This is a genomic window from Lacibacter sediminis, from assembly GCF_014168535.1.
Taxonomy (GTDB): domain Bacteria; phylum Bacteroidota; class Bacteroidia; order Chitinophagales; family Chitinophagaceae; genus Lacibacter; species Lacibacter sediminis.
In genome coordinates, this window is the sequence record NZ_CP060007.1 from 3,560,815 (window position 1) to 3,585,826 (window position 25,012).

The 25,012-nt window shown below is 41.3% G+C and carries 17 protein-coding genes; 2 read left to right on the forward strand and 15 right to left on the reverse strand.

Annotated elements, in window-relative coordinates; translation table 11 throughout:
- Window positions 1-161 precede the first annotated feature (161 nt).
- The 11 genes from H4075_RS15145 to H4075_RS15195 form a co-directional block, all read right to left on the reverse strand.
- Window positions 162-1,667, reverse strand: coding sequence for a glutamate synthase subunit beta (locus H4075_RS15145; RefSeq protein WP_182801675.1), 1,506 nt, complete (start codon window positions 1,665-1,667; stop codon window positions 162-164).
- 39 nt (window positions 1,668-1,706) lie between these two features.
- A complete protein-coding gene (gene gltB / locus H4075_RS15150) occupies window positions 1,707-6,224 on the reverse strand; it encodes a glutamate synthase large subunit (protein ID WP_182801676.1) in 4,518 nt (1,505 codons plus the stop codon).
- Window positions 6,225-6,358: 134 nt separating this feature from the next.
- Window positions 6,359-7,612 carry a threonine ammonia-lyase gene (gene ilvA / locus H4075_RS15155; protein WP_182801677.1) on the reverse strand — a complete coding sequence of 418 codons (1,254 nt, stop codon included), beginning with the start codon at window positions 7,610-7,612 and terminating at the stop codon, window positions 6,359-6,361.
- A 1-nt stretch (window position 7,613) separates the two neighbouring features.
- Window positions 7,614-9,098 carry a ketol-acid reductoisomerase gene (gene ilvC / locus H4075_RS15160; protein ID WP_182801678.1) on the reverse strand — a complete coding sequence of 495 codons (1,485 nt, stop codon included), beginning with the start codon at window positions 9,096-9,098 and terminating at the stop codon, window positions 7,614-7,616.
- Between the two features lie 34 nt (window positions 9,099-9,132).
- Window positions 9,133-9,597: a DinB family protein gene (locus H4075_RS15165; RefSeq protein ID WP_182801679.1), complete on the reverse strand. Its 465-nt coding sequence runs from the start codon at window positions 9,595-9,597 to the stop codon at window positions 9,133-9,135.
- Window positions 9,598-9,603: 6 nt separating this feature from the next.
- On the reverse strand, window positions 9,604-10,194 hold the full coding sequence (gene ilvN / locus H4075_RS15170; RefSeq protein ID WP_182801680.1) for an acetolactate synthase small subunit: 591 nt from the start codon (window positions 10,192-10,194) through the stop codon (window positions 9,604-9,606).
- Between the two features lie 36 nt (window positions 10,195-10,230).
- A complete protein-coding gene (gene ilvB, locus H4075_RS15175; protein WP_182801681.1) occupies window positions 10,231-12,012 on the reverse strand; it encodes a biosynthetic-type acetolactate synthase large subunit in 1,782 nt (593 codons plus the stop codon).
- 57 nt (window positions 12,013-12,069) lie between these two features.
- Entirely contained in the window at window positions 12,070-13,752 is a 1,683-nt protein-coding gene (gene ilvD, locus H4075_RS15180) for a dihydroxy-acid dehydratase (RefSeq protein WP_182801682.1), read from the reverse strand.
- A 108-nt stretch (window positions 13,753-13,860) separates the two neighbouring features.
- Complete coding sequence (ilvE, locus tag H4075_RS15185; protein ID WP_182801683.1) at window positions 13,861-14,784, reverse strand: branched-chain-amino-acid transaminase; 924 nt, start codon at window positions 14,782-14,784, stop codon at window positions 13,861-13,863.
- 312 nt (window positions 14,785-15,096) lie between these two features.
- Complete coding sequence (gene leuB / locus H4075_RS15190; RefSeq protein WP_182801684.1) at window positions 15,097-16,215, reverse strand: 3-isopropylmalate dehydrogenase; 1,119 nt, start codon at window positions 16,213-16,215, stop codon at window positions 15,097-15,099.
- A gap of 41 nt (window positions 16,216-16,256) precedes the next feature.
- Window positions 16,257-17,417, reverse strand: a complete 1,161-nt coding sequence (locus H4075_RS15195; RefSeq protein WP_182801685.1) for a 2-isopropylmalate synthase — start codon at window positions 17,415-17,417, stop codon at window positions 16,257-16,259.
- Window positions 17,418-17,615: 198 nt separating this feature from the next.
- On the opposite strand from H4075_RS15195, the gene H4075_RS15200 reads away from it, so the two are divergent.
- Window positions 17,616-19,169: a hypothetical protein gene (locus tag H4075_RS15200; protein ID WP_182801686.1), complete on the forward strand. Its 1,554-nt coding sequence runs from the start codon at window positions 17,616-17,618 to the stop codon at window positions 19,167-19,169.
- A gap of 22 nt (window positions 19,170-19,191) precedes the next feature.
- Window positions 19,192-21,246: a penicillin acylase family protein gene (locus H4075_RS15205; protein ID WP_182801687.1), complete on the forward strand. Its 2,055-nt coding sequence runs from the start codon at window positions 19,192-19,194 to the stop codon at window positions 21,244-21,246.
- A 142-nt stretch (window positions 21,247-21,388) separates the two neighbouring features.
- On the opposite strand, the gene H4075_RS15210 is transcribed toward H4075_RS15205, so the two are convergent.
- Genes H4075_RS15210 through H4075_RS15225 form a run of 4 tightly spaced genes read right to left on the reverse strand, consistent with a single transcriptional unit; the run spans window position 21,389 to window position 24,995 of the window.
- Window positions 21,389-22,003 carry a hypothetical protein gene (locus H4075_RS15210; protein WP_182801688.1) on the reverse strand — a complete coding sequence of 205 codons (615 nt, stop codon included), beginning with the start codon at window positions 22,001-22,003 and terminating at the stop codon, window positions 21,389-21,391.
- A gap of 3 nt (window positions 22,004-22,006) precedes the next feature.
- Window positions 22,007-22,549: an RNA polymerase sigma factor gene (locus H4075_RS15215; RefSeq protein WP_182801689.1), complete on the reverse strand. Its 543-nt coding sequence runs from the start codon at window positions 22,547-22,549 to the stop codon at window positions 22,007-22,009.
- Between the two features lie 8 nt (window positions 22,550-22,557).
- A complete protein-coding gene (locus H4075_RS15220) occupies window positions 22,558-23,409 on the reverse strand; it encodes a hypothetical protein (protein WP_182801690.1) in 852 nt (283 codons plus the stop codon).
- 38 nt (window positions 23,410-23,447) lie between these two features.
- Entirely contained in the window at window positions 23,448-24,995 is a 1,548-nt protein-coding gene (locus H4075_RS15225; RefSeq protein WP_182801691.1) for a hypothetical protein, read from the reverse strand.
- Window positions 24,996-25,012 lie beyond the last annotated feature (17 nt).

The window sequence follows — 25,012 nt, forward strand, 5'->3', positions numbered from 1 at the left end:
ATATAAAATATAATAGCAACAGTTAGTTTTTTTCACATTTTATATTTTTTAATATTTACTGAATGGCAATAAAAAAACAGGTGCAATTTTTTGTTTTTCAACAACTTGCACCTGTTTCTACCAGTTGGGCATCATAAAATACCCAATATTAAAATCTCTAATTAAACTGCATAAAAAGTAGCTGTTTGATCTTTTGTTTCCAATAAAGACGTTCCGGATAGAAATTCGTCCACTTTTCTGGCACATTCTCTTCCTTCACTGATTGCCCAAACAACCAACGATTGGCCTCTGCGCATATCACCTGCTGTAAACACTTTATTGATATTGGTCTTGTATTCTTTTTCTGTGGCTTTTACATTCTTTCGCTCATCTAACTCAACACCCAACTGCTCAAGCAAACCAACATATTGCGGATTCACAAAACCCATAGCCAGTAAAGCAAGTTCACAAGGAATGATGCGTTCGCTACCTTCTCTTTCAACAAAAGAAGAAGGACGACCATCTTCACTGCTCTTCCATTCCAGGTCAACGATCTTTAAAGCTTTAAGATTTCCGTTTTCATCCCCAATAAACTCTTTTGTAGCAATGGCCCATTTACGATCAGCTCCTTCTTCATGTGAAGAGGATGTTTTCAACGTCATTGGATAAGTTGGCCAAGGCATAAATTGTGTACGATCCTTTGGCGGCGTTGGCATCAACTCAAACTGCGTTACAGATTTTGCTTTGTGACGGTTGCTTGTACCAACACAATCACTACCCGTATCACCACCACCAATTACCACTACATTTTTACCTGTTGCAAAAACATCTTCGGTAAGAATATTACTTTCAATAGCAGCATTTGCTAAAGGATCGAGCTTTGCATTACGTTTGTTCTGTTGCTTTAAGAATTGCATTGCAAAATAAACTCCCTTCAACTCACGACCTGGAACATTGAGATCTCTTGGCACAGTAGAACCACCAGCCAAAACAATTGCATGGTATTCACGCAACAGATCATTCACATTTACATTCACACCAACATTGGCATTGCATTTAAATGTAACACCTTCGTCTTCCAGCACTTTCAATCGGCGATCGATCACCCACTTTTCTAATTTGAAGTCTGGAATACCATAACGCAACAACCCACCAGCCTGGTCATCACGTTCAAACACCGTAACTGTATGACCGGCATAGTTTAATTGCGCAGCTGCAGCTAAACCGGCAGGACCACTACCAACAACTGCTACTTTTTTACCTGTACGTTTGTTGATCTTCTTTGGTTGAACAAAGCCTTTATCAAAAGCAATTTCAATGATATGCTTTTCAATTTCTTCAATTGCAATGGCAGGTTGATTGATGCCTAATACACATGCTGTTTCGCATGGTGCAGGACAGATCCTTCCTGTAAACTCAGGGAAGTTATTGGTAGAAGAAAGAATGTCATATGCTTCCTTCCATTCTTTACGATATACTGCATCATTGAATTCAGGAATAACATTACCTAAAGGACAACCATTATGACAAAATGGAACACCGCAATCCATGCAACGTGCACTTTGCTGGTTGAGCTTTTCATCACTGTAACGATTTACAAATTCATTGTAATCATTTACCCTTTCTTCCACACTCCTTTTGGTTGGAAGCTCTCTTGTAAATTCTAAAAACCCGGTTGGCTTACCCATGAGAACGATTTATTTTTTCCGTTTCTTAGTTACTGATAATTATTTTCCGACTGTGATTGTTTGTTTGCTCTTCAGCACCACTTTCTTGTAATCAGAAGGGAATACTTTCACAAAATGATGAAGTTGATTTTCAAAATCATCCAACACAAATTTTGCAACAGTGCTGCCTGTGTATTCGTAATGCTTACTGATCATCTGCTTTAACTCAATTGCATCTTCATCACTCACCGGATCAAGATCAACCATTTCCTTGTTGCAGTTGATTGCAAATTTTCCTTTTACATCATATACATAAGCAATACCACCACTCATACCTGCAGCGAAGTTGCGGCCTGTATCTCCAAGGATCACCACTCTTCCACCAGTCATGTATTCGCAACCATGATCACCAACGCTTTCAACCACCACACTTGCGCCTGAGTTACGAACTGCAAAACGTTCACCAGCCTTACCACGAATAAATGCTTCACCATCTGTTGCGCCATAGAAGGCTACGTTACCAATGATGATATTTTCTTCAGGAGTAAATGTTGCAGCTTTCGGTGGATACACAACTAATCTTGCACCACTCAATCCTTTACCGAAATAATCATTTGCATCACCTTCCAGTTCAAGTGTTACACCCTTTGTATTGAATGCGCCAAAACTTTGTCCGGCTGTACCGGTGAATTTGAAATGAATTGTATCAGGAGCCAATCCTTCTGCACGATATTTCTTTGTGATCTCGTTCGATAAAATTGTACCTGCAGTACGGTCCGTATTTTTAATTTCGAATGAAGCCGTTACTTTTTCTTTCTTCTCCAATGCAGGTTTTGCAGCAGCTAACAATTTCCAATCGAGAACGTCTGCTAAACCATGATCCTGTTCTTCTGTGCAATACAACCCTGTGTATTCAGAAGCTGGTTCTTTATATAGGATCGGAGACAGATCAAGTTTGCTGAATTTCCAATGATTGATATTTTCTCTCATCTGCAAACAATCAACCTGACCCACCATTTCATTTACTGTTTTGAAACCAAGTTCAGCCATGATCTCTCTTAACTCCTGCACCATGAAACGGAAGAAGTTCACCACATGATCTGCATTACCGGTAAAACGTTTACGTAATTCAGGATCTTGTGTTGCCACACCAACAGGACAAGTATTCAAATGACACTTACGCATCATGATACAACCTTCAACCACAAGCGCTGCTGTTGCAACACCCCACTCTTCTGCACCGAGTAATGCAGCGATGGCAATATCACGACCGGTTTTCATTTGACCATCGGCCTGCACCACCACACGGCTACGTAATTTATTTTTTACGAGTGTTTGATGTGCTTCAGCCAAACCAAGTTCCCATGGAAGACCTGCATGTTTGATGGATGAAACCGGTGATGCACCTGTACCACCATCATGTCCGCTGATCAACACTACATCTGCTTTTGCTTTTGTAACACCAGCAGCAATGGTTCCAACCCCTGCTTTACTTACCAATTTTACATTGATACGTGCAGCACGGTTTGCATTCTTGAGATCGAATATTAATTGTGCTAAATCTTCAATAGAATAAATATCATGATGTGGCGGTGGAGAGATCAAACCAACACCAGGTGTTGAGTGACGTGTTTTACCGATCCAGTCATCAACTTTATGACCGGGTAACTGTCCACCTTCACCGGGCTTGGCACCCTGCGCCATTTTAATTTGTAATTCATCAGCTTCTGTGAGATACAAACTTGTTACACCAAAACGTGCAGATGCTACCTGCTTAATTGCAGAACGCATACTGTCACCATTTGGTAAACGATCATAACGACGCTCATCTTCACCACCTTCACCGGTATTGCTCTTACCACCTAAGCGGTTCATTGCAATAGCCAGTGTTGTATGTGCTTCCCATGAAATAGAACCAAAACTCATGGCACCTGATGCAAAACGCTTGTATATATTTTCAGCAGGTTCTACTTCATCAATTGAAATTGCAGGACGATTACGTTTGAAATCAAACAAGCTCCTTAGCGTTGCTGCTTTCTCACTCTGATCGTTTACATGCTTTGAATATTTTTTGAATGTTGCATAATCATTCATCTTGGTTGAATACTGCAAGAGGTGGATCGTTGTTGGATTGAACAAATGGAATTCACCTTTGCGTTTCCATTGATACACACCACCAACAGGTAAACGATCAACAGGCACATCTTTTTTGCTGAAAGCAAAGTAATGTTTCACCAATGCTTCTCTTGCAATTTCTTCAAGTCCTATTCCTTGTATACGACTTGTTGCACCTGTAAAATATTTATCTACTACTTCCTGGTTCAAACCAAGTATTTCTAAAATCTGTGCGCCTTGATAAGATTGCAATGTAGAGATACCCATCTTAGAGAATACCTTCAGCAAACCATCACACACCGCTTTCACATAATTTTTGCGTAACACTTCCCATTCAAGATCAGTTTCAAGTGAACCGTTCACTTTCATGTTACGGATCGAAGCCAATGCGAGATATGGATTGATTGCTGTTGCACCAAACGCAAGCAAACAAGCGAAGTGATGAACCTCCCACACATCACCGGCTTCTACAACAATGCCCACCTGTCCACGTAATCCTTTACGGATAAGATGGTGATGTACAGCAGCAGTTGCCAAAAGTGAAGGGATAGCAGCATGATCACTATCAACAGCACGATCGCAAAGGATCAATACTTCAAATCCATCATGCACTGAATCTTCTGCATAACGACAGATACGATCAAGACCTGCCTTGAGTGAACCCGGCTTGCCATCTGCACGGAAATAGATCTGAATTGTTTTTGCCTGGAACTTACCGGTGTCAATACTTCTGATCTTTTCAAGATCACTGCTTGTAAGCACGGGTTGCTTCAACGCAACAGTATGACAATGCATTGGATCTTCTTCCAGCAAATTACCATTGTTACCAACGAATGCAGCAAGACTCATCACCATGCGTTCACGAATAGGATCGATCGGCGGGTTGGTTACCTGTGCAAATAATTGTTTGAAGTAAGAAGTTAAATGCTGTGGTTGATCACTGAGTACGGCCAACGGTGTGTCAGTTCCCATTGAACCAATTGGCTCTTTGCCATCAATGGCCATAGGCTTAATGATGGTATCAATGTCTTCAGTAGAATAACCAAATGCTTTCTGATATTTATGAATGCTTTCATCACTGAGATGTGTAAACGCAACACGTGGTTCAGGCAATTCTTCTAAACGTATTTTATTTTGATTCAACCAATCTGCATATGGTTTTTGTGAGCAGATGGTTTGTTTCAGCTCTTCATCGCTGATGATGCGTCCCTGCTCCATATCCACCACAAACATTTTACCCGGATGCAAACGGCCTTTCTTCACAATTGTTTTTGGATCAACCCACACTGTACCGGTTTCACTTGCCATGATCACACGATCATCAGAAGTAATGCAGTAACGTGAAGGACGAAGACCATTCCGATCTAACGTGGCACCAATAATTTTTCCATCAGTGAATGAAATGGAAGCAGGACCATCCCATGGTTCCATGATCGATGCATGGTATTCATAGAATGCTTTCTTCAAAGGATCCATCTGATCGTTATCATCCCATGCTTCAGGAATCAACATCATCATTACATGTGGTAATGAACGGCCGGTCATTGCCAGCAATTCGATCATATTATCCAGACATGCAGAATCTGATTGACCACCGGTTACAATCGGCAACAACATCTCCATTTCATCTTTGGTGAAGTTGGGAGATGTGAAACCATGCTCACTTGATTTTAGCCAGTTGAGGTTGCCTTGTAATGTATTGATCTCACCATTGTGCGCAATGAAACGGAATGGCTGCGCCAGTTTCCAGGAAGGAAATGTATTGGTAGCAAAGCGGCTGTGCACCAAACCAAAAGCACTCACTACTCTTTTATTATTCAGATCAGGAAAATACCCACGAACCTGTCCGCTGGTTAATTGTCCTTTATAAACAACAGTTTTATAGGAAAGTGATGCAATGTAAAAACCAATCGCATCTTTCTTCACCGTGCTGTTGATTAAATGCGTTGCATGATTACGCAACACAAACAACTTGCGTTCAAACTCATCAGGATTGGTAATATGATCAGGACATGCAACAAATACATGTTCCATTTCAGGTTCAACACTTAATGCTGTTGGACCAATACCATCAGGATTCACCGGCACTTTTCTGTACGTCAAAATTTCCAATCCCAGCTTCTCAGCTGTGCGATTGAAAATATCTCTGCACTCTTCACGAAGTTTTATTTCCCTTGGGAAAAACAAAACACCCACACCATACTTTCCAAATGAAGGAAGATGAACACCCAGCTTTAAACATTCTTCAAAGAAGAACTCATGTGGAGTCTGAATCATAATACCGGCGCCATCGCCCGTATTATTTTCACAACCACACGCACCACGGTGCTCCATGTTTTCCAACACAGTTAACGCATCGCTGATATGCTGATGTGATTTGTAGCCTTTAATACTCGCTACGAAGCCGATACCACAGGCATCGTGTTCAAATGCCGGGTTATATAAACCTTGGTTGCCTGCCATTCTACATGCAAGTTTTGATGAAAAATATTATTCAAGTCAGGTTTTGAAACCTGTAATAGCAAGCAATCGCTTAAAATTACCAAATAAAACAACTAACACCTGTTGTATGAACTGTCATATTTCTAACAGAAATATCACACCAGATAACCAAACAGGTTGTCGTTCTTATTTAATTCAGTAAAGTTAATCTGGTACTTTTTCATATTGGCTATAAGGGCATCATAGTCCGTCCTGCTCCGCAGCTCCACGCCAACCAATGCCGGGCCTGTTTCTTTATTATGCTTCTGCATGTACTCAAAACGTGTAATGTCATCATTTTCACCGAGTACATAATTTACAAATTCTTTTAATGCACCGGGACGTTGTGCAAAACGGATAAGGAAATAATGCTTCAGCCCTTCATACTGCAGGCTTCGTTCTTTGATCTCCTGCATGCGGTCGATATCATTATTACTTCCGCTTACAATGCATACAATCACTTTTCCCTTGATTTCATCTGCATAATCATCCAAAGCGGCTATACTTAATGCCCCGGCTGGCTCAACTACAATGGCATCTTCGTTATAAAGCTTCAGGATCGTTGAACATATTTTGCCTTCATTAACGAGGTGCATATCGTCCAACACATCTTTGCAGATACTGAAGGTTACATCGCCTACACGTTTTACCGCAGCACCATCTACAAAACGATCGATGTTTTCTACCGTTACCGGATGACCCGCTGCCAACGCTTCCTTCATTGAAGGAGCACCTTCGGGTTCCAGTCCAATAATTTTTGTTTTGGGCGAATAGGTTTTGAAATACGAACCAATGCCCGCACTTAAACCACCTCCACCAACAGGAATGAACACGTAATCAATATCACTTTGTTCTTCCAACACTTCTACGCCAACGGTACCCTGCCCTTCAATGATCCGCAGATCATCAAAGGGCGGGATAAATGTTAAGCCATTTTCTTCGGTATAAATTTTAGCTGCTGCTGCACAATCATCAAACGTGTCGCCCACCAAACGCACTTCAATAAAATCTTCGCCAAACATTTTTGTTTGTGTGATCTTTTGATTGGGTGTGATCACCGGCATGAACACAACACCTTTTGCATTTAGTTTTTTACAACTGTAGGCAAAACCCTGTGCATGATTACCTGCACTTGCACAAACAACGCCTTTTGCTAATGCTTCAGGAGGCAAACTGCTCATCATATTATACGCACCACGAATTTTATAGCTGCGTACCACCTGCAGGTCTTCCCGTTTGAGATAAACCTTACATTCATATTTCTTCGACAGACTTCGGCTTAACTGCAACGGCGTTTTGTGCACTACTTTTTTAATACGCAATGCAGCGCCGGTGAAATCAAGTTTTGTATCGTTCGAAGTTAGTTGCATGTTATGCGGGTGTGTTGATCACTTTCATATCCGTCATTGCTTTACGCAATACAGCGCCTACTTTTTCAACAGGGTGTGAACGGAGAATATGATTTACAATGATCAGTTCTTTGTTATCAACGCCGGCATCTTTACCGTCGTTGTAGTTTTTACCGATCACATCTGTATCAATCGTCTTCATAAATTCTGTGAGCATTGGTTTTGCTGCATGATCGAACAGGTAGCAGCCATATTCTGCTGTATCAGAAATTACACGGTTCATTTCAAACAACTTCTTACGTGCAATGGTATTTGCGATCAACGGCGTCTCGTGTAATGATTCGTAGTAAGCAGATTCTGCTTTAATACCTGAAGCCACCATTGTTTCAAATGCTAATTCAACACCTGCACGAACAAAAGCTACAAGTAACAATCCATTGTCGAAATATTCCTGCTCTGAAATTTTTGCTGATGTTGGTGCAGTTTTTTCAAACGCCGTTTCACCGGTTGCCTTGCGCCAAGTTAACAGGTTCTTATCATCATTCGCCCAGTCTTTCATCATCGTTGATGAGAATTCACCGCTCATAATATCGTCCTGGTGTTTCTGGAACAATGGACGCCAGATATTCTTGATTTCAGTTGAAAGTTCAAATGCTTTGATCTTGGCTGGATTTGATAAACGATCCATCATAGCTGTAACACCGCCGTGTTTCAACGCTTCTGTTACAACTTCCCAACCATACTGAATAAGTTTTGAGGCATATGAAGGTTCAATTCCTTTCTCCACCATTTTGTCAAACGCAAGAATAGAACCTGTTTGTAATACACCACACAAAATGGTTTGCTCACCCATGAGATCCGATTTTACTTCGGCAACAAACGATGAACGCAACACACCTGCACGATGACCACCGGTTGCAGCAGCATATGCTTTTGCCTGGATCAAACCTTTTCCTTCAGGATCATTTTCAGGATGCACAGCGATCAACGTAGGTACACCAAAGCCACGCTTATATTCTTCACGCACTTCTGTACCGGGACATTTAGGTGCCACCATGATCACCGTGATATCTTTACGGATCTGTGTACCTTCTTCAACGATATTAAAACCATGTGAGTAAGACAAAGTAGCACCTTGTTTCATCAATGGCATAATTGCTTTAATTACTGACGTATGCTGTTTATCGGGAGTAAGATTCAATACGAGATCAGCAGTTGGAATCAGTTCTTCATAGGTGCCAACAGTAAAACCATTTTCTGTTGCATTTTTCCATGAAGCACGTTTTTCAGCGATTGCTTCTTTACGTAACGTGTACGAAATATCCAATCCTGAATCACGCATGTTCAAACCTTGATTCAAACCCTGTGCACCGCAACCAACGATCACAATCTTTTTTCCCAATAAAGCACTCACCCCATCCGCAAACTCACTACGATCCATGAATTCACATACACCAAGCTGATTCAACTGTTCCCTGAGCGGAAGTGTGTTAAAGTAATTTGCCATTTTCTGTTCTTATTTTTTGTTTGATTTTAAATGTTTATTTCTTTGATAAATTTCTTCTGATTGCCATAGCGTAACCGAGGTGTAATGCATCATGTACCATTACAAACCGAACTGCGTCTTCAATATTGTTTAATGCATAGCCATATGATGTTGTGTAAGGCTTGTATTGAACAAAAACATTTTCAGCTAATCCTCTTTCAAGTTCATCAATGCAAGACATTGCATATTCTTTCAACTCATCAATTGTCTCCTGGCTGATAAAGCTTTCGGGTCTTGTTCCTTTTTTAAAGCTTGCCGTCAATTCGCCCGGCACATCCGCCTCAACTCCTGAAAGTCCATTGCACAAGCCTTGTTGAGCTGTTATTATATGGCCAAAATTCCAGGCAATATTATTGCTCATGCCTTTGGGAATTTCATTCAACTCTTCAATGGATAACCCACTTACAAGATCAATGAAACGTGCCCTAGTTTGTCTTATTAAATCAAATTGCTCTTTCATCCTGTTTTACATTGTAAACACTTCTTCACCTTTATCTAAATACTCGTTCTCGATCACTTCTTCACTTGGCTCCCTGTATTCAAACTCCTTCAGTTTTTTATGGAAACCATCACTTGCTTTTATAATAGCCACTCTTGCAGAACGAACAAATTCAATTAACCCATATGGTTCGAGTACTTTAATGAATGCGTCTGTTTCATCACGCTGTCCGCTCACTTCAAACACCGTATAATCTTTGCGTATCACTACAGCCTTTGCACCATACTGGCTCAACAGGCGTTCTACTTTCACTTCTTCAGCAATAATTTCTGTCGGCACTTTATATAAAGCAAGCTCCTGCCAAATGATCTCTTCATTTGTATTATAATATGCTTTCAATACTTCCACCTGCTTTTCTATCTGGCGACAGAGTTTGCGTACTACTTCTTCTGTTTCGTTGATCACAATCGTGAAACGATGTACACTGTCTACTTCACTGGGCGATGTATTTAAACTTTCAATATTAATCTTGCGTTTGGAAAAGAGAATAGCGATCCGGTTCAACAAACCGATCTGATTCTCTGTGTATACCGTTATGGTGTATTCCTGTTTTTGCATATGCTTTATTTTTACTAAACCGCCTGCAGGGGTTCTTTAGATTTCTTCTTTGCTTAATACGATTTCCGATACGCCTCTTCCCTGTGGTACCATCGGGAATACATTGTTTTCTTTACCAACCATTACTTCCAGCAAATAGCTGCCTTCATGATCGATCATTGTTTTCAATGCGGCTTTTAATTCTGAACGTTCGCTGATGCGTTGTCCGTCGATGTAATATCCTTTTGCCACTGCAACAAAATCAGGACTTGTGATATCAACAAACGAATAACGTTTTTCATGAAACAGTTGCTGCCACTGGCGTACCATGCCCAAAAACTGGTTATTTAAGATCAGGATCTTTACGTTTGGTTTGAACTGCATGATGGTTCCCAATTCCTGTATCGTCATTTGAAAACCGCCATCACCAATAATTGCAACCGTTGTTCTTGAAGGATCGCCATACGCTGCACCAATAGCTGCAGGCAATGCATAACCCATTGTTCCCAATCCACCGCTGGTGATATTACTTTTCGTTTGATTCATTTGTGCATAACGGCAGGCCACCATCTGGTGCTGACCAACATCCGTTACAATAATTGCATTGCCATCTGTTAATTCATTCAATGCTTTGATCACTTCACCCATCGTAAGAATATCCGTTGCAGGATTCATTTCAGGGTCAATGCACAAGGATTGTTCTTTCGCCATGCAGTCATGGAACTTCTGTAACCATTGCGGATATACTTTGCTTTCAACCAACGCAGTTAGCATCGGCAATGTTTCTTTACAATCGCCCCAAACAGGAACAGTTGTTTTTACATTCTTATCAATTTCAGCAGGATCAATATCGAGATGAACGATCTTCGCCTGCTTTGCATATTTATCTAAACGACCGGTTACACGATCATCGAAACGCATACCAACAGCGATCAATACATCACATTCATTCGTCAACAAATTCGGACCGTAGTTACCATGCATGCCCAACATACCAACACCTAAAGGATGATCAGTTGGAATAGCACTCATACCCATGATGGTCCATGCAGCAGGAATACCGGCTTTTTCAATGAAAGCTTTGAATTCTTTTTCTGCTTTTCCAAGAATTACGCCCTGACCAAAAATTACAAATGGACGCTCCGCTTCATTAATAAGCTTTGCTGCTTCTTCAATATATTTTTTACGTACAATTGGTTTTGGACGATAGCTGCGGATGTGTTCGCACTTCTTGTAACCTTCGTATTCGAACAATTGCATCTGTGCATTCTTGGTAATATCGATCAAAACCGGACCGGGACGACCACTGCCTGCGATATAAAATGCTTTTGCTAATGCAGCAGGAATTTCTGTTGCATCTGTTACCTGGTGATTCCATTTTGTAACAGGTGTAGTAATATTGATCACATCCGTTTCCTGGAATGCATCTGTACCAAGCAAATGTGCAAACACTTGTCCGGTGATACATACCAATGGTGTAGAGTCGATCATCGCATCAGCCAAGCCTGTTACAAGATTTGTTGCACCGGGTCCACTTGTTGCAAACACAACACCTGTTTTACCACTTGCTCTTGCAAAACCTTGTGCAGCGTGAATTGCACCTTGCTCGTGACGAACAAGAATATGTTCCAAACGATCATTGTAATCATACAATGCATCATAAATTGGCATAATGGCACCACCCGGATAACCGAAGATGGTCTTTACGTTTTCATTGAGCAAAGCATCTAATACGGCTACACTTCCGGATACACTCCCCACCAAACCTGAGGCTTTCGAACTCTCCGATTTACTTTTACTATCTTTTTCTTTTATCGTCAATTCTGTTGTATTTGACATAACACGCTTTTTCGATTTTTAATGCTGTTTCATAAGCCCCTTTTTGGGGTTCGGGTTTTAAGCCTCGTCTGTTACGCAACCTTGTGAAGCATCCCTCACACACATTGCATATTTATATAAGACACCTTTCTTTTCTTTTAATGCGGGCTGCTTCCAGTTCTTACGTCTTTCTGCTATCACTTCGTCAGCTACTTTTAAGTTTATCTTATTGCTTGTTGCATCCAGTTCAATGATATCATCGTCCTGCACCAATGCAATCAAGCCTCCTTCAAATGCTTCCGGAGTGATGTGTCCGACGACGAAGCCATGCGAACCACCGCTAAACCTTCCATCAGTGATCAATGCAACATCTTTTCCCAAACCTGCACCTGTTATGGCAGAAGTTGGTTTCAACATTTCCGGCATACCCGGTGCACCTTTCGGTCCTTCGTAACGAATCACTACAACATCACCTTTCTTTACTCTTCCGCTTGCAATACCTGCTACCAGATCTTTTTCACCATCAAACACTCTTGCCGGTCCTTCAAAACGTTCACCTTCTTTACCACTGATCTTTGCAACGCTACCTTTCTCAGCAAGATTGCCATATAGAATTTGTAGGTGACCAGTTACTTTCAATGGTTGTTCTAAAGGGTAAATGATCTTCTGTGTTTCAAAATTTATTTCTGTGATGCCGGCTAAATTCTCAGCAACTGTTTTACCTGTAACTGTTAAACAATCGCCATGCAGCAAACCTTTGTTCAATAAATATTTCATAACAGCAGGCACACCACCATGCGCATGTAATTCCTGCATCAGATATTTTCCGCTTGGTTTAAAATCAGCCAGCACCGGTGTTTTATCACTGATGCGTTGGAAATCATCCTGCGTCAAATCAACATCCACACTTTTTGCCATAGCGATCAAATGCAACACAGCATTTGTACTTCCACCGAAGATCATGATCGTTACGATTGCATTCTCAAATGCCTTCTTCGTCATGATATCTCTTGGCTTAATATCTTTTTCTAATAATACTTTGATTGCTCTTCCTGCATCCAGGCACTCATTCTTTTTTTCATCGCTGATTGCAGGGTTTGATGAAGAATAGGGTAAACTCATCCCTAATGCTTCAATAGCCGACGCCATCGTGTTCGCAGTATACATACCACCGCATGCACCAGCACCCGGACAACTATGTTTTACCACTTCTTTAAAATCTTCAGGCGTGATCGTTCCTGCTAATTTTTTTCCCAATGCTTCAAATGCAGAAATGATGTTGAGCTCTTCGCCTTTGTGATGACCCGGTGCGATTGTTCCGCCATACACCATAATTGAAGGGCGATTCAAGCGACCCATTGCCATAATTGCGCCGGGCATGTTTTTATCACAGCCTGGTAATGCAATTAATCCATCATAATAAAATCCGCCGCACACACTTTCAATACTGTCTGCAATTAAATCACGACTCACCAACGAATAACGCATACCATCGGTACCATTACTGATACCATCGCTGATGCCGATTGTATTAAAGATCAAACCAACCAAATCATTCTTCCACACACCTTCTTTCACCACTTTTGCAAGATCGTTCAGGTGCATGTTACAAGTGTTACCATCGTAACCCATACTTGCAATACCTACCTGTGCTTTTTTCAGATCATCTTCTGTTAAGCCAATGCCATACAACATGGCTTGTGCAGCCGGTTGTGTTTCATCCTGTGTTAATACTTTCGAATACTTGTTTAATTCAGCCATTTTTATTTTTGTTATCGTCTGTTATATTCTATTTAGCTTCCGTTGCCACGCTCGCTTGTACTTTCTGTAATTCTATTCTACCGACAAAATGTTCCTATGGAACAAAATTTATACTACTGCTTCTTCTTTCTTTGCGTCTTCGTGTCTTTGTGGTTTAAAATTTTCTACCACTAAATTCTTATACGCCTGTTGAATTTTTCTGCTCACAGTATCACTCCATTTCAATGGAAACTTGTGATCATCCAAACTGTCGAACCCAATCACTTCTGCTGCAGTACCACAATAAAAAACAGCATCTGCATTTTTCAACTCATCGATTGTAAACACCTTTTCTTCTACTTGAATTCCCAGCTCCGCACATAATTCAAACACTGTTGCTCTTGTTATGCCGGGAAGAATATTTCCTTTTGCAGGTGTAAAGAGTTTACCATCTTTCTCATAAAACAAATTGGCGCCCGGCGCTTCTGCAACATTGCCATTCATATCGAGCAACAATGCTTCATCAAACCCTTTTGCTTTTGCTTCGTGGCTGGCGAGTAATGAGTTTACATAATGACCTGCTGCTTTCGCTTCGATCTTGAACGCTTTCGGATTCGGACGTTCAAAAGAACTTGTCATAATGCGTAACAGCTTATCGCCAAGAAACGGTTGCATGGCCCATACTTCAATTACAAGAAACGACTGCTCGTTCTGAACAAAACTCATATTCGCCGGTGCATAAACCACGGGACGTATATAAGCATCCTGCAGATCATTCAACTTCAGCACTTCATATGTAACAGCCGTTAATTCTTCTGTTGTCCAGTGATAAGGGAGGTTCACCAGTTCAGCCGAACGTTGCAAACGATCATAGTGTTCTTTGGCCTTGAAAATTTTCGTTTCGCCATTCACTGTTCTGTACGAACGGATGCCTTCAAACACACTGTAACCATAATGAAAACTCTGGCTATAGAGATCCATTTTTGCTTCAGCTGCTTTTACATACTCACCGTTGAGATACAAAATCGTTTCACTGTTGTAATAAGTTGCCATACACTTTTTCGTTTTTTAGCGGTAATAAAAAAACCCGCCTCTTTTGGAGGCGGGTTGTTATGTTAATTCGTTTTGTCAGTTACATACAACAAGCACCTCCGTTGATAGCAGGAATAATAATGACTACCACAATGACAATTGTGTTTACAAGTAGTAGATTATTTAATTTGCTTTTCAACATAGTGCGTTGTTCGAAAAACGAATATACCGCCTAATTGAAAATAAACAAAGAACTTTTTTTGAGGTGGAAGGTTTAGGGTGTATGGTTTAAGGTCTTACCTTACTTCTTCCTATACCTTTCGCCTTACACCTTTATATTATCGTTGACTTACGCAACTCAATATTCTCTTTCTTCACAGACCCCGGAATTTTTCCTGATACATAATCGCTGATAAGATCACCGATTGTGCTCATGAAATAAAAATTCATGGGATCAATATCTTTTGTAACAAAATTATTTTCCAATGTCCAGTCAACTGCATCACGTATTACCTCCGCTTCGGCAGTCAATCCAAAATGATCGAGCATCATTGCTGCTGATAAAATTGAACCTATTGGATTTGCAATGTCTTTACCTGCTGCCTGCGGATAAGAACCATGGATCGGTTCAAAAAAAGCGGTGCCGTTACCAACAGAAGCTGAAGGCAACATACCCAGCGAACCTGCCAATACACTTGCTTCATCGCTAATGATATCACCAAACATATTTTCGGTTAAGATTACATCAAACTGTTTTGGGTTTATCATCAATTGCATGGCCGCATTGTCAACAAACATATAATCAACAGTTACATCGCTGTACTGTGTTGCAATTTCCTGCACCACTTTTCGCCACAACCTGGATGTTTCGAGCACGTTGGCTTTATCAACCAGCGTTACTTTCTTCTTTCTTCTGTTCTGCGCATATTTAAACGCAAGATGTGCAATGCGTTCAATTTCCGGACGTGTGTAATAACACTCATCACTTGCCGTATTACCATCTTCGCTCGTATACTTTTTTCCGAAATAGATACCACCGGTGAGTTCACGGAAGATCACACAATCAACTCCTTCAAGTAAAGCAGGTTTCAATGGTGATAAATGCTGCAAAGTGGAATAAGTTGTTACCGGGCGAATATTGGCAAACAGCTGCAGTGCTTTGCGTATACCAAGAATGCCTTGTTCAGGACGAACTTTTGCTGATGGATCATTATCATATTTTGGATCACCAACTGCACCAAACAAAACAGCATCGCTGTCTAAACAAATATCAATTGTCTCCGACGGCAATGCTGTTCCGGTTTTATCGATCGCATCTGCACCAATTAATGCTTCCTTGTAATGAAAGACATGCCCATATTGCTGTGCAACTGCATTTAATATTTTAATGGATTGTGCCGTTACCTCCGGCCCTATTCCATCTCCGTTTAATATCGCAATCTTTTTCTCCATGATCAGGTTGTGTGTTTTCGTAGTTTATTGATTGGTTATGTTTAAGCAGTAACAATCACCTGTTTTGCCAATACATTCAGATCAGCGTCTTCCACTTCTTTCTTCGAATCTGCCAGTGCAAGAAAACGTTCATATAATTCATCGACTTGGTTACGATCGAAACTGTAACCAAGATTTTTGAAACGATAAGCCAATGCACTTCTTCCGCTGCGTGCTGTTAATACGATCTTAGAAGTATCTGCACCCACTTCTTCCGGTGCAATAATTTCATACGTGGTTGCTTCTTTCAAAAATCCATCCTGGTGAATACCTGATGAATGTGAGAATGCATTATCACCAACTACAGCTTTGTTTGGCTGCACCACCATACGCATAGTTTCGCTCACCAAACGGCTCATTGGTAACAATTGTTTCGGATCAACATTGGTATACAATCCCAGTTCTGGATGTTTGCGAATGGTCATCACCACTTCTTCAAGTGATGTGTTACCTGCACGTTCACCGATACCATTGATGGTACACTCGATCTGGCGTGCACCTGCAATGGCACCTGCAATAGAATTGGCGGTTGCCAATCCTAAATCGTTATGACAATGACAGGAAAGAATAGCTTTGTCAATATTGCTTACATTGTTCATTAAGTAAGCCATCTTTTCTGCATACTGATGTGGCAAACAAAATCCTGTTGTATCAGGAACATTCACTACTGTTGCGCCTGCAGCAATCACAGCTTCTGTAAGTTTTGCCAAAAACTGCAGGTCTGCACGACCTGCATCTTCGGCATAAAATTCAACATCGGGCACATAATTACGGGCAAGTCTAACGGCGTTAACGGCTCGTTCAAGTATTTCTTCTCTCGTGGAATTGAATTTGTATTTGATGTGGTTATCGGATGATCCGATACCGGTGTGGATACGTGGACGAACCGCAGGCTTTAATGCCTCAGCTGCTACTTCAATATCCTTCTGCACGGCACGGGTTAAACCGCAAACCGTTGCATGCTTAATAACTTTGGAAATCTGGTTCACACTTTCAAAGTCGCCCGGACTTGAAATGGGAAAACCTGCTTCAATTATATCAACACCTAAAGCTTCCAATTTTAATGCAAGCTCTACTTTCTCTGTTGTGTTTAACTTGCAGCCTGGTACCTGCTCTCCGTCTCTGAGAGTGGTATCAAAAATGAACACTTGTTTGTCGGCCATAATATTCTTTAATGCTGTGAAAAAAGCAGGTTTATTACCTCAATAGCTGATCATTGATTGAAGTAACAACCTGCAGGATAAAATTATTTCATATTGAAGCCGTTCGCAAACCTTATTTCATGTATTTTACGACAGATAAGGGATACCCTTTTACCGAAAACGCTTGTCTGTAAAGGATTATAGCAGAAACTAATTACGATGCCCAACAGATCGACCGATACGACCTTTCAACTCGTGAAATCGCTGGAAAAGAGCGAAAAGCGCAATTTTAAGCTTTATGTTCAGCGAAACACAGCCGATCCGAATCTTAAGATCATCCAGCTTTTTGATGCCATGGACAAAATGGATGAGTACGACGAGGCTGCTCTTTTACGCAAAAACCAGAGCCTGGCCAAGCCCCAGCTTTCCAATCTCAAGGCCCATTTATACAAATCGATCCTCAGCAGTCTTCGCCTGATCAAGCAGGAAGACAATATCACCATCCAGCTAAACGAGCAGATGGATTTTGCCCGTATTCTCTACAACAAAGGTCTTTACCTGCAAAGCCTGAAGACCCTCGATAAAATGAAGGAGCTGGCACGGCAATTTGAACAGGTCACTTACCTGCAGCAGATCCTGTTTTTTGAAAAGAAGATTGAGGCATTGTACATCACCCGAAGTATGCAGGACAGGGCCGATAAACTGTCGAAAGAATCAACAGCTGTTGAAGAACAGCTCACCAATATTTCGCAGCTTTCAAATTTATCGTTGCAACTCTATAGCTGGTACATTAAAAATGGTGTGGCAAGAAATGAAAAGGAAGGAGATGAAGCCAAAGCTTATTTTGAAAATCATTTACCAAAGAATGCAGACAAGCTCACGGGCTTTTATGAGCAGCTTTATTTATATCAATCGCATTGCTGGGTAGCATTTATTCGCCAGGATTACCTGTTGTATTATCGTTACACGCAAAAATGGGTGGATCTGTTTGAAAAATATCCAGGTATGCTCGAAGCGGAGACAGCGCACTACATTAAAGGCATGCACAATTTAATGAGTGCGCATTTCGATTTGAGTAATGAAGCCAAATTGAATGAAGCGATTGAACAGTTAGAAAAATTTTCGCACAGGAAAGTCGCACAGCAGAATGAGAACTACCGCATTCTTTGTTTCGTGTATCTCTCTATTGCCAAGATCAACAAACATTTTTTAGAAGGAACGTTCTCCCAGGGTTTACGATTAGTGCCCGGTATTGAAGAGAAGCTCGATGAATATGGTTTGTATCTCGACCGGCATCGCATTCTCACTTTCTATTATAAAATTGCCTGTTTGTATTTTGGCAGTGGCAACAATGAGAAAGCCATCGAGTATCTAAACAAGATCATTAATTGGAAAGTTGATCTGCGTACCGATCTGCAATGTTATGCACGACTGTTGCACCTCATTGCTCATTTCGAATTAGGCAATTACGACCTGTTGGAATACCTCATTAAATCGGTTTACCGTTTCATGGGTAAGATGGAAAACCTGAGTGCGGTGGAAGAAGAAATGTTCAGCTTTTTGCGTAACGCCTTGCAATTATCACCAGCACAGGTAAGACCGGCTTTTGAAAACCTGCTCGAACGAATCAGTCAATACGAAGGCAACCGTTTTGAAACAAGAGCCTTTGTTTATCTCGATGTGGTAAGCTGGCTCGAAAGTAAAATTGAAAATGTGCCGGTGCAGGATATCATTCATAATAAATACAAGCGACAGAAAAAAACAATTGCCTGATCATTGTTGTTAACAGTTAAGCATGAAAAAATCACTCACTCTTTTAACGTTCTTTATCCTTCTTGTTTTAGGTAGCAATGCGCAAAACATCAACCCAAAAAATATAGAAATTGTTCGTGATAGCTTTGGTGTGCCGCACATTTTTGCGAAAACAGATGCCGAAGTTGCGTATGGTTTAGCTTGGGCACATGCAGAAGATGATTTTAAAAGTCTGCAGGATGTGGTATTGCCGGCAAAAGGTTTGATGGGCAAAGTACAAGGTAAAGCAGGTGCTGCCGGAGATTATGCGTTTGCTTTATTCCGTTGCATGGAAATTACCGAAGCAAAATGGAATACGCTTACACCTGCTTTTCTGAAACTGATCGATGGCTATGTTCAAGGTATCAATGCGTATGCAAAAGCACACCCCAACGAAGTATTGCACAAAAAAATATTTCCCATTACGGCGAAAGAATACATTGCTTCATCAGTATTGGCATTAACTGCTTTCAACGGAGCGGATAAAGCACTGATGGCCATTTTCAACAATACAATTGAAACTGATACCGAGTTGAATAAGAAAGGAAGCAATGCAATGGCTATACATCCAACTAAAACAAATACGGGTGAAGCGTTTCTGTTGATCAATGCACACCAGCCCAACACAGGATCACAAGCATTTTACGAAGCACATATTAACAGCGAAGAAGGATTGAATGTACACGGCGGTTTGTTGGCAGGTGGACCATGCATTCTGCATGGCGTGAATGAAAATTTAGGTTGGGCGCACACCGTAAACTATGTTGATCGTGTAGATGTGTTTCAACTGGAAATGAATCCTGCAAATCAAAAGCAATACAAGTTTGATGGCGAATGGATCGATCTGGAAGAGAAAATAATTACCCTGCGCATTAAAGGAATACCTGTTGGTGTAAAACGAAAAGTATACTGGAGCAAGTATGGTGCAACGATGAAGAACAAACAAGGTTTCTTCTCGATTCGTTTGGGTGCCAATATGGATATACGGGCATTGGAACAATGGTATTACATGGACAAAGCAAAAAACTTCACGGAGTTTTATGCGGCCATTAAAGATCAGCGCCTCTCAATGTTTAACATTACCTATGCCGATAAACACGATACCATCTTTTATGTAAACAATGGATTAGTGCCGGTGCGTAATCCTGCGCCGCAGTATAACTGGAAATCAACCTTACCCGGCAATACTTCACAAACATTATGGACAGGTTTTCGCAAATTCAGAGAACTGCCGCAATATGTAAACCCGAAGAACGGCTATGTATTCAACACCAATCATTCTTCGTTTTTTGCAACCGATGCTGCCAATAATTTAAAAGTCGAACAATTTCCATTAGCCGATGGCTGGGAAACCTGGCATAACAACCGCAGCATGCGAGTAGTGGAACAAATGCCCGATACACAATTAGATTATACAACGTTCAAGAAAATAAAATTCGATAAGCAACTGCCCGATACACTTCGCTATCCTTACAACATCGATACCATGTTTATACTCAATGAAACAACTTATCCACAAGTTGCATCATTGATCACTACATTAAATAGCTGGGATAAAAAAGGAACAGCCGACAGTAAAGGCGCTGCTGTTTTCCTCTTGAGTTATTTGCACTTGTCAAAAATACTGGCCGGTCAACCTGCACGAAGCATCACACTACAGGAAGCTCTCACGACCTATCAGTTTGTTCATGACTATATGATGAAACACTTCGGCAAAACCGATCTCACATTAGGCGATATACAAAAATTAGTGCGTGGCGATAAAGAATGGCCGCTCTGGGGTTTTCCTGATCTCTTATCGCCGCAATGGACAGCCAACTATAAAGATGGTAAACTGAAATCGGTTGGTGGTGATGGGCTCATTATGTTTGTCCGCTTTACAAAAAATGCATTGCCACAAATTGAAACGGTAAACATGTATGGTGCTTCTGCTAAAAAAGGCAACAAACATTTTGATGACCAGGTGGAAATGTATATTAACCAACAAACAAAACACATGACGTTGAAGAAAGAAGATGTGTATAAGATGGCGGAGAGGGTTTATCATCCGGGGGAATGAGGTAACAGTATCAAGTACCCAACAGATTCCTCCTTCGTCGGAAAGACAGCTTTATTGAGCAGTTTACAATAGCTCAACTTTGTGGCTAAGCCGAATACTCCTGTCATCCTGAGGTACGAAGGATCTGCTCAATATGCATTCATCAATTCTTACTGCTATCCTTCTTCGGTACAATTTTATAATCAGCATCGGTTATACCTTTTACGCCTCTTCCCTTCTTTGTTGAATCAGGAAAATTATTTTTTTGCGGCGTTACAACCGGAGGCGTAAACGCTGGTGCAGCATTCGTAATTACTTTATTGCTGTCGGGCTGCTGCACGGGTAATGTTACAGGTGCAAGCGTATTACTGTCAACAGGCAAACCTGTGGATGTGTTTGCCGGAACAGTTGTATTGTTTACAGGTGCTATCGTATTGTTTGTACCCGGTGAATTATTGCGTACAGGATTATCGTTTTTGTTGGGACTTGTTACAGGTGCAGTAATGCTTGGCTGATTGACAGAAGGAATATTTTGTTTACGGTTGTTGAAAAAATAAATCAATACAATAGCAACAGCAGCAATGATGAATCCACGGTTGATCCATTTTGCCGGACCATTTGTTGGTGCGGGTGGCGGATTGGTTGAACCATCATCTGTTGGCAGATCAATATCGAGCTGTGCTTCGATACGTGCCCAGATAGCATCCACCATATCCGGCGCCGTTAGCTGTTCCAGCTTTTCGGTAATGGTTAATTCGTATGTTGCTTTTTGATTCATCCGCTATGTTGTGCGACTGAGTTGTTGTTGTAATTTTTTCCGGGCTTCGCTGAGGTGCCATTTCGATGTACCCTCACTGATATTTAGTTGTTCGGCTATCTCCCGGTGATTATAGCCTTCCACTGCATACAACACAAACACAGCATGTGTAGCGGGTGGTAACTGGTGAATGAGTTTCATAATTTCATCAGCACCCATGCGTTCCAACACCGTATTACTGATCTGTGGTTCTTCTACTGTTTCCAGTTCCATATCCTTACTGAAACGTTCTCTTGCTTTGAGGTGATCGAGCCCTTCGTTCATCACAATGCGTTTGATCCATGTTTGCAACGCACCTTTGCTTTTATCGAACGTGTGCATGCTTTTAAAGATCTTCACAAACGCATGACTCATAATATCGGCTGCATCGGCTTCATCACGGGAGTAACGCAGAGCGATCGTCATCGCATAGTTGTAGAACTGCCGGTACAACTGTTCCTGTGCCCTGCGTTGATTGCCCTTGCAATCTTCCACCAACTGATCAATATCGAGTGCTTCTGCAATCACTTCCCTGCTTAGAAATTTGTGTCTTTATCTTTTTCAACATCCTGCATCCTCTTCAAAAGAATAGCCGATGAAATGGATGATAAAATGATTTTGTCTCTTGCATCTAAATTATTTGCAAACCAAATGCTGTTGTCGAGTATATCAATAATGGCTACTACCCCATCATCCCAACGTAATTCATAACCGGTGAGCATAGGTCCACCAACCACTTTTGTCTCTTTACCACTTTTAGTTGTTACTTTCTCCAAACGCAAAGGACGGATAGCAATGTTTTCTTTTCCATTGGTAGCATAGCCCTCTTCTTCTACATACGGACGATCAAACATTCTCCGTGCTGTATCTTTTCGTGCTTCGTATTTGTTCATTAACACCACCGACCATGGATCGTTTTCTTTTGCCATCAACGGAAGTATAGCTGCGGTGAATGCATATTCATAGCGTTGTGTTGCGTTTACCTGTCCGAGAAAAGGATTGTTGCTTTTGTACACGAGTTGATTTTCGCTGAACTTTTCTGTTGCAAAAACTTCGGCCATTAAATTTCCATCCTGGATCGTGTATTGAAATTTATTGCGTTGCTTGAGGTTACGTACATCCGTATCAATATTCAATACACGCAACAACATGGTTTGCGGATCGAGACTGAATTTTGTGTACTGAAATGAACTGCTGAAATCCCAACCACGCTTTACAGCTGATGTTGAAAATTCGCCGAAGCTCAATTTCTGGTTGATCATCCAGCCATTCAAACCTTTTACCTGCATTTTGGTTGCCTGCGAGCTGAAGCTCGCAGGAACCGATACTTTAGCTGCTGTGCAGGACACCAAAAACAGCAGCGCTATGAGTGATAATTTCTGTATCATAAAAATTCGTTTATGAATGTACTTAAAAAACGTTTTTCTTAATAGTTGAAAATGGTCTTTGTTGTAAACAAATGCTCATTGGTGATATACGATTTGTAGCGGCGTATCAGCTCTGTAGGATAACCTTCGCTATCGTATTTGTATTCGAAACTGTAGGCAACATTTAAAGGATAGTTACCAAAGTAAGTGCGTGCCTGCCAGTTGAGATTGTTTTTTGAACTATTGCTTAAAAACAGATCGGGCCAGTTCATGTGGACATATGGATTGATAGCGTTGTCGTGTTGGTAACTGCCTGTTTCTGTACTTCCATTGCTGGTGCGGCTGTTATCGGAAAACAGGTTACCGTTTCTCCAACGTTGATAATAATCCATGGTAAGCCCAGTGTGTGAGTAGCTAAAACGGAAAGTCACTTCATCCATTCCATCGCCATTAGGTCCATGATGTGCGATGTCCACTTCTGTTTTGCTGCTGTTCAATAGATCTTCTGTAATGTGATTGATTTTACCGGCAGCGTTGTAACGGATGGCTCTTGTACCGGCAAATACGTTGCCTTCGTTGTAGATGCTGATTTTTTCTACACGACCATCTGTGTATTCCAGATTTTCTGTTCTGGCAACAAACGGCGTACCATCAGCCGGACGCTTCTGCATGAATTCAACTTTTATTAAACGTCCTTTCCCATCGTAGATATAGTTGTTCTTCGATTCGGCTTTGTACATGTTGCCATCCCAACGTGCAGTAATCTCCGACTTCAGTTTTTTCGCTTCCTTTTCTTCTCCAAATTCGTACACAGTATCTTTTTTCAATTCTTCCTTTGCATAACGTTTGGTGTAAGTGCCGCCCCATTTTTGTACAATAAACTCGTGGTGGGCTGCTTCTTTTTTTAAGATCACGGTATTGGTGCCGGGTAACAGGTTGATGAATTGTACACTCTTCAACTCATTGGCCGCATCGAACGTACGGTACACTAAAGATGACTGAATGCTGTCGTACATAATATCGCCCACTTTTATGCGGGTCCTCATTTTGATGCTGAGCTCTGTTTCTTCGGGTGTATTGCTGTTGCCAAACTCACCGGCAGCATAACCAAAATCAATGGCTTTATCGGTTACTTCTACTTTCAGAAATTCAGCAGCCACAACCACTGAAGTAGCGGCAGGCAATACCATAGGGTAAGCTAATGGCTTGGTTACGGCTGTTGCCTTTGCCGAATTAGTTACCGGTACGGCATACAATACATTACCGGTTCCGGAGACGATCATGAGTTTGCTGATGCGGTACGTACCTGCAGGCAACTCCATTTCTTCGGTTGTAAATTTTCCGTTGAAGCTGATAGCTGCCAGCTTATTGTTTACCACCAATTCGTCCTGTGCATTCACCACATCGAACTTAGCAAACAGGTTGGCCATGGGTTGATTGGGCAAGCCGGGCAATGCATCGGCCGTAATACGATACTTGTGTGATAAGCCGGGCATTGGGCCGGGGCCACCTCCGGGTTGTTGTAGTTCTACCGGCTTCTTGCAGGAAACCAGGATGAGAAGGCTTGCGAAGAAAAGCGTGAATACGCTGCGAAATGTCTGTTTCATAAACTTTGATTATAAGG

Bases quoted from the DNA above. Each gene is read 5' to 3' on its own strand.
- H4075_RS15145 (WP_182801675.1), bottom strand. From the start codon at position 1,667: ATGGGTAAGCCAACCGGGTTTTTAGAATTTACAAGAGAGCTTCCAACC.
- gltB (WP_182801676.1), bottom strand. From the start codon at position 6,224: ATGGCAGGCAACCAAGGTTTATATAACCCGGCATTTGAACACGATGCC.
- ilvA (WP_182801677.1), bottom strand. From the start codon at position 7,612: ATGCAACTAACTTCGAACGATACAAAACTTGATTTCACCGGCGCTGCA.
- ilvC (WP_182801678.1), bottom strand. From the start codon at position 9,098: ATGGCAAATTACTTTAACACACTTCCGCTCAGGGAACAGTTGAATCAG.
- H4075_RS15165 (WP_182801679.1), bottom strand. From the start codon at position 9,597: ATGAAAGAGCAATTTGATTTAATAAGACAAACTAGGGCACGTTTCATT.
- ilvN (WP_182801680.1), bottom strand. From the start codon at position 10,194: ATGCAAAAACAGGAATACACCATAACGGTATACACAGAGAATCAGATC.
- ilvB (WP_182801681.1), bottom strand. From the start codon at position 12,012: ATGTCAAATACAACAGAATTGACGATAAAAGAAAAAGATAGTAAAAGT.
- ilvD (WP_182801682.1), bottom strand. From the start codon at position 13,752: ATGGCTGAATTAAACAAGTATTCGAAAGTATTAACACAGGATGAAACA.
- ilvE (WP_182801683.1), bottom strand. From the start codon at position 14,784: ATGGCAACTTATTACAACAGTGAAACGATTTTGTATCTCAACGGTGAG.
- leuB (WP_182801684.1), bottom strand. From the start codon at position 16,215: ATGGAGAAAAAGATTGCGATATTAAACGGAGATGGAATAGGGCCGGAG.
- H4075_RS15195 (WP_182801685.1), bottom strand. From the start codon at position 17,417: ATGGCCGACAAACAAGTGTTCATTTTTGATACCACTCTCAGAGACGGA.
- H4075_RS15200 (WP_182801686.1), top strand. From the start codon at position 17,616: ATGCCCAACAGATCGACCGATACGACCTTTCAACTCGTGAAATCGCTG.
- H4075_RS15205 (WP_182801687.1), top strand. From the start codon at position 19,192: ATGAAAAAATCACTCACTCTTTTAACGTTCTTTATCCTTCTTGTTTTA.
- H4075_RS15210 (WP_182801688.1), bottom strand. From the start codon at position 22,003: ATGAATCAAAAAGCAACATACGAATTAACCATTACCGAAAAGCTGGAA.
- H4075_RS15220 (WP_182801690.1), bottom strand. From the start codon at position 23,409: ATGATACAGAAATTATCACTCATAGCGCTGCTGTTTTTGGTGTCCTGC.
- H4075_RS15225 (WP_182801691.1), bottom strand. From the start codon at position 24,995: ATGAAACAGACATTTCGCAGCGTATTCACGCTTTTCTTCGCAAGCCTT.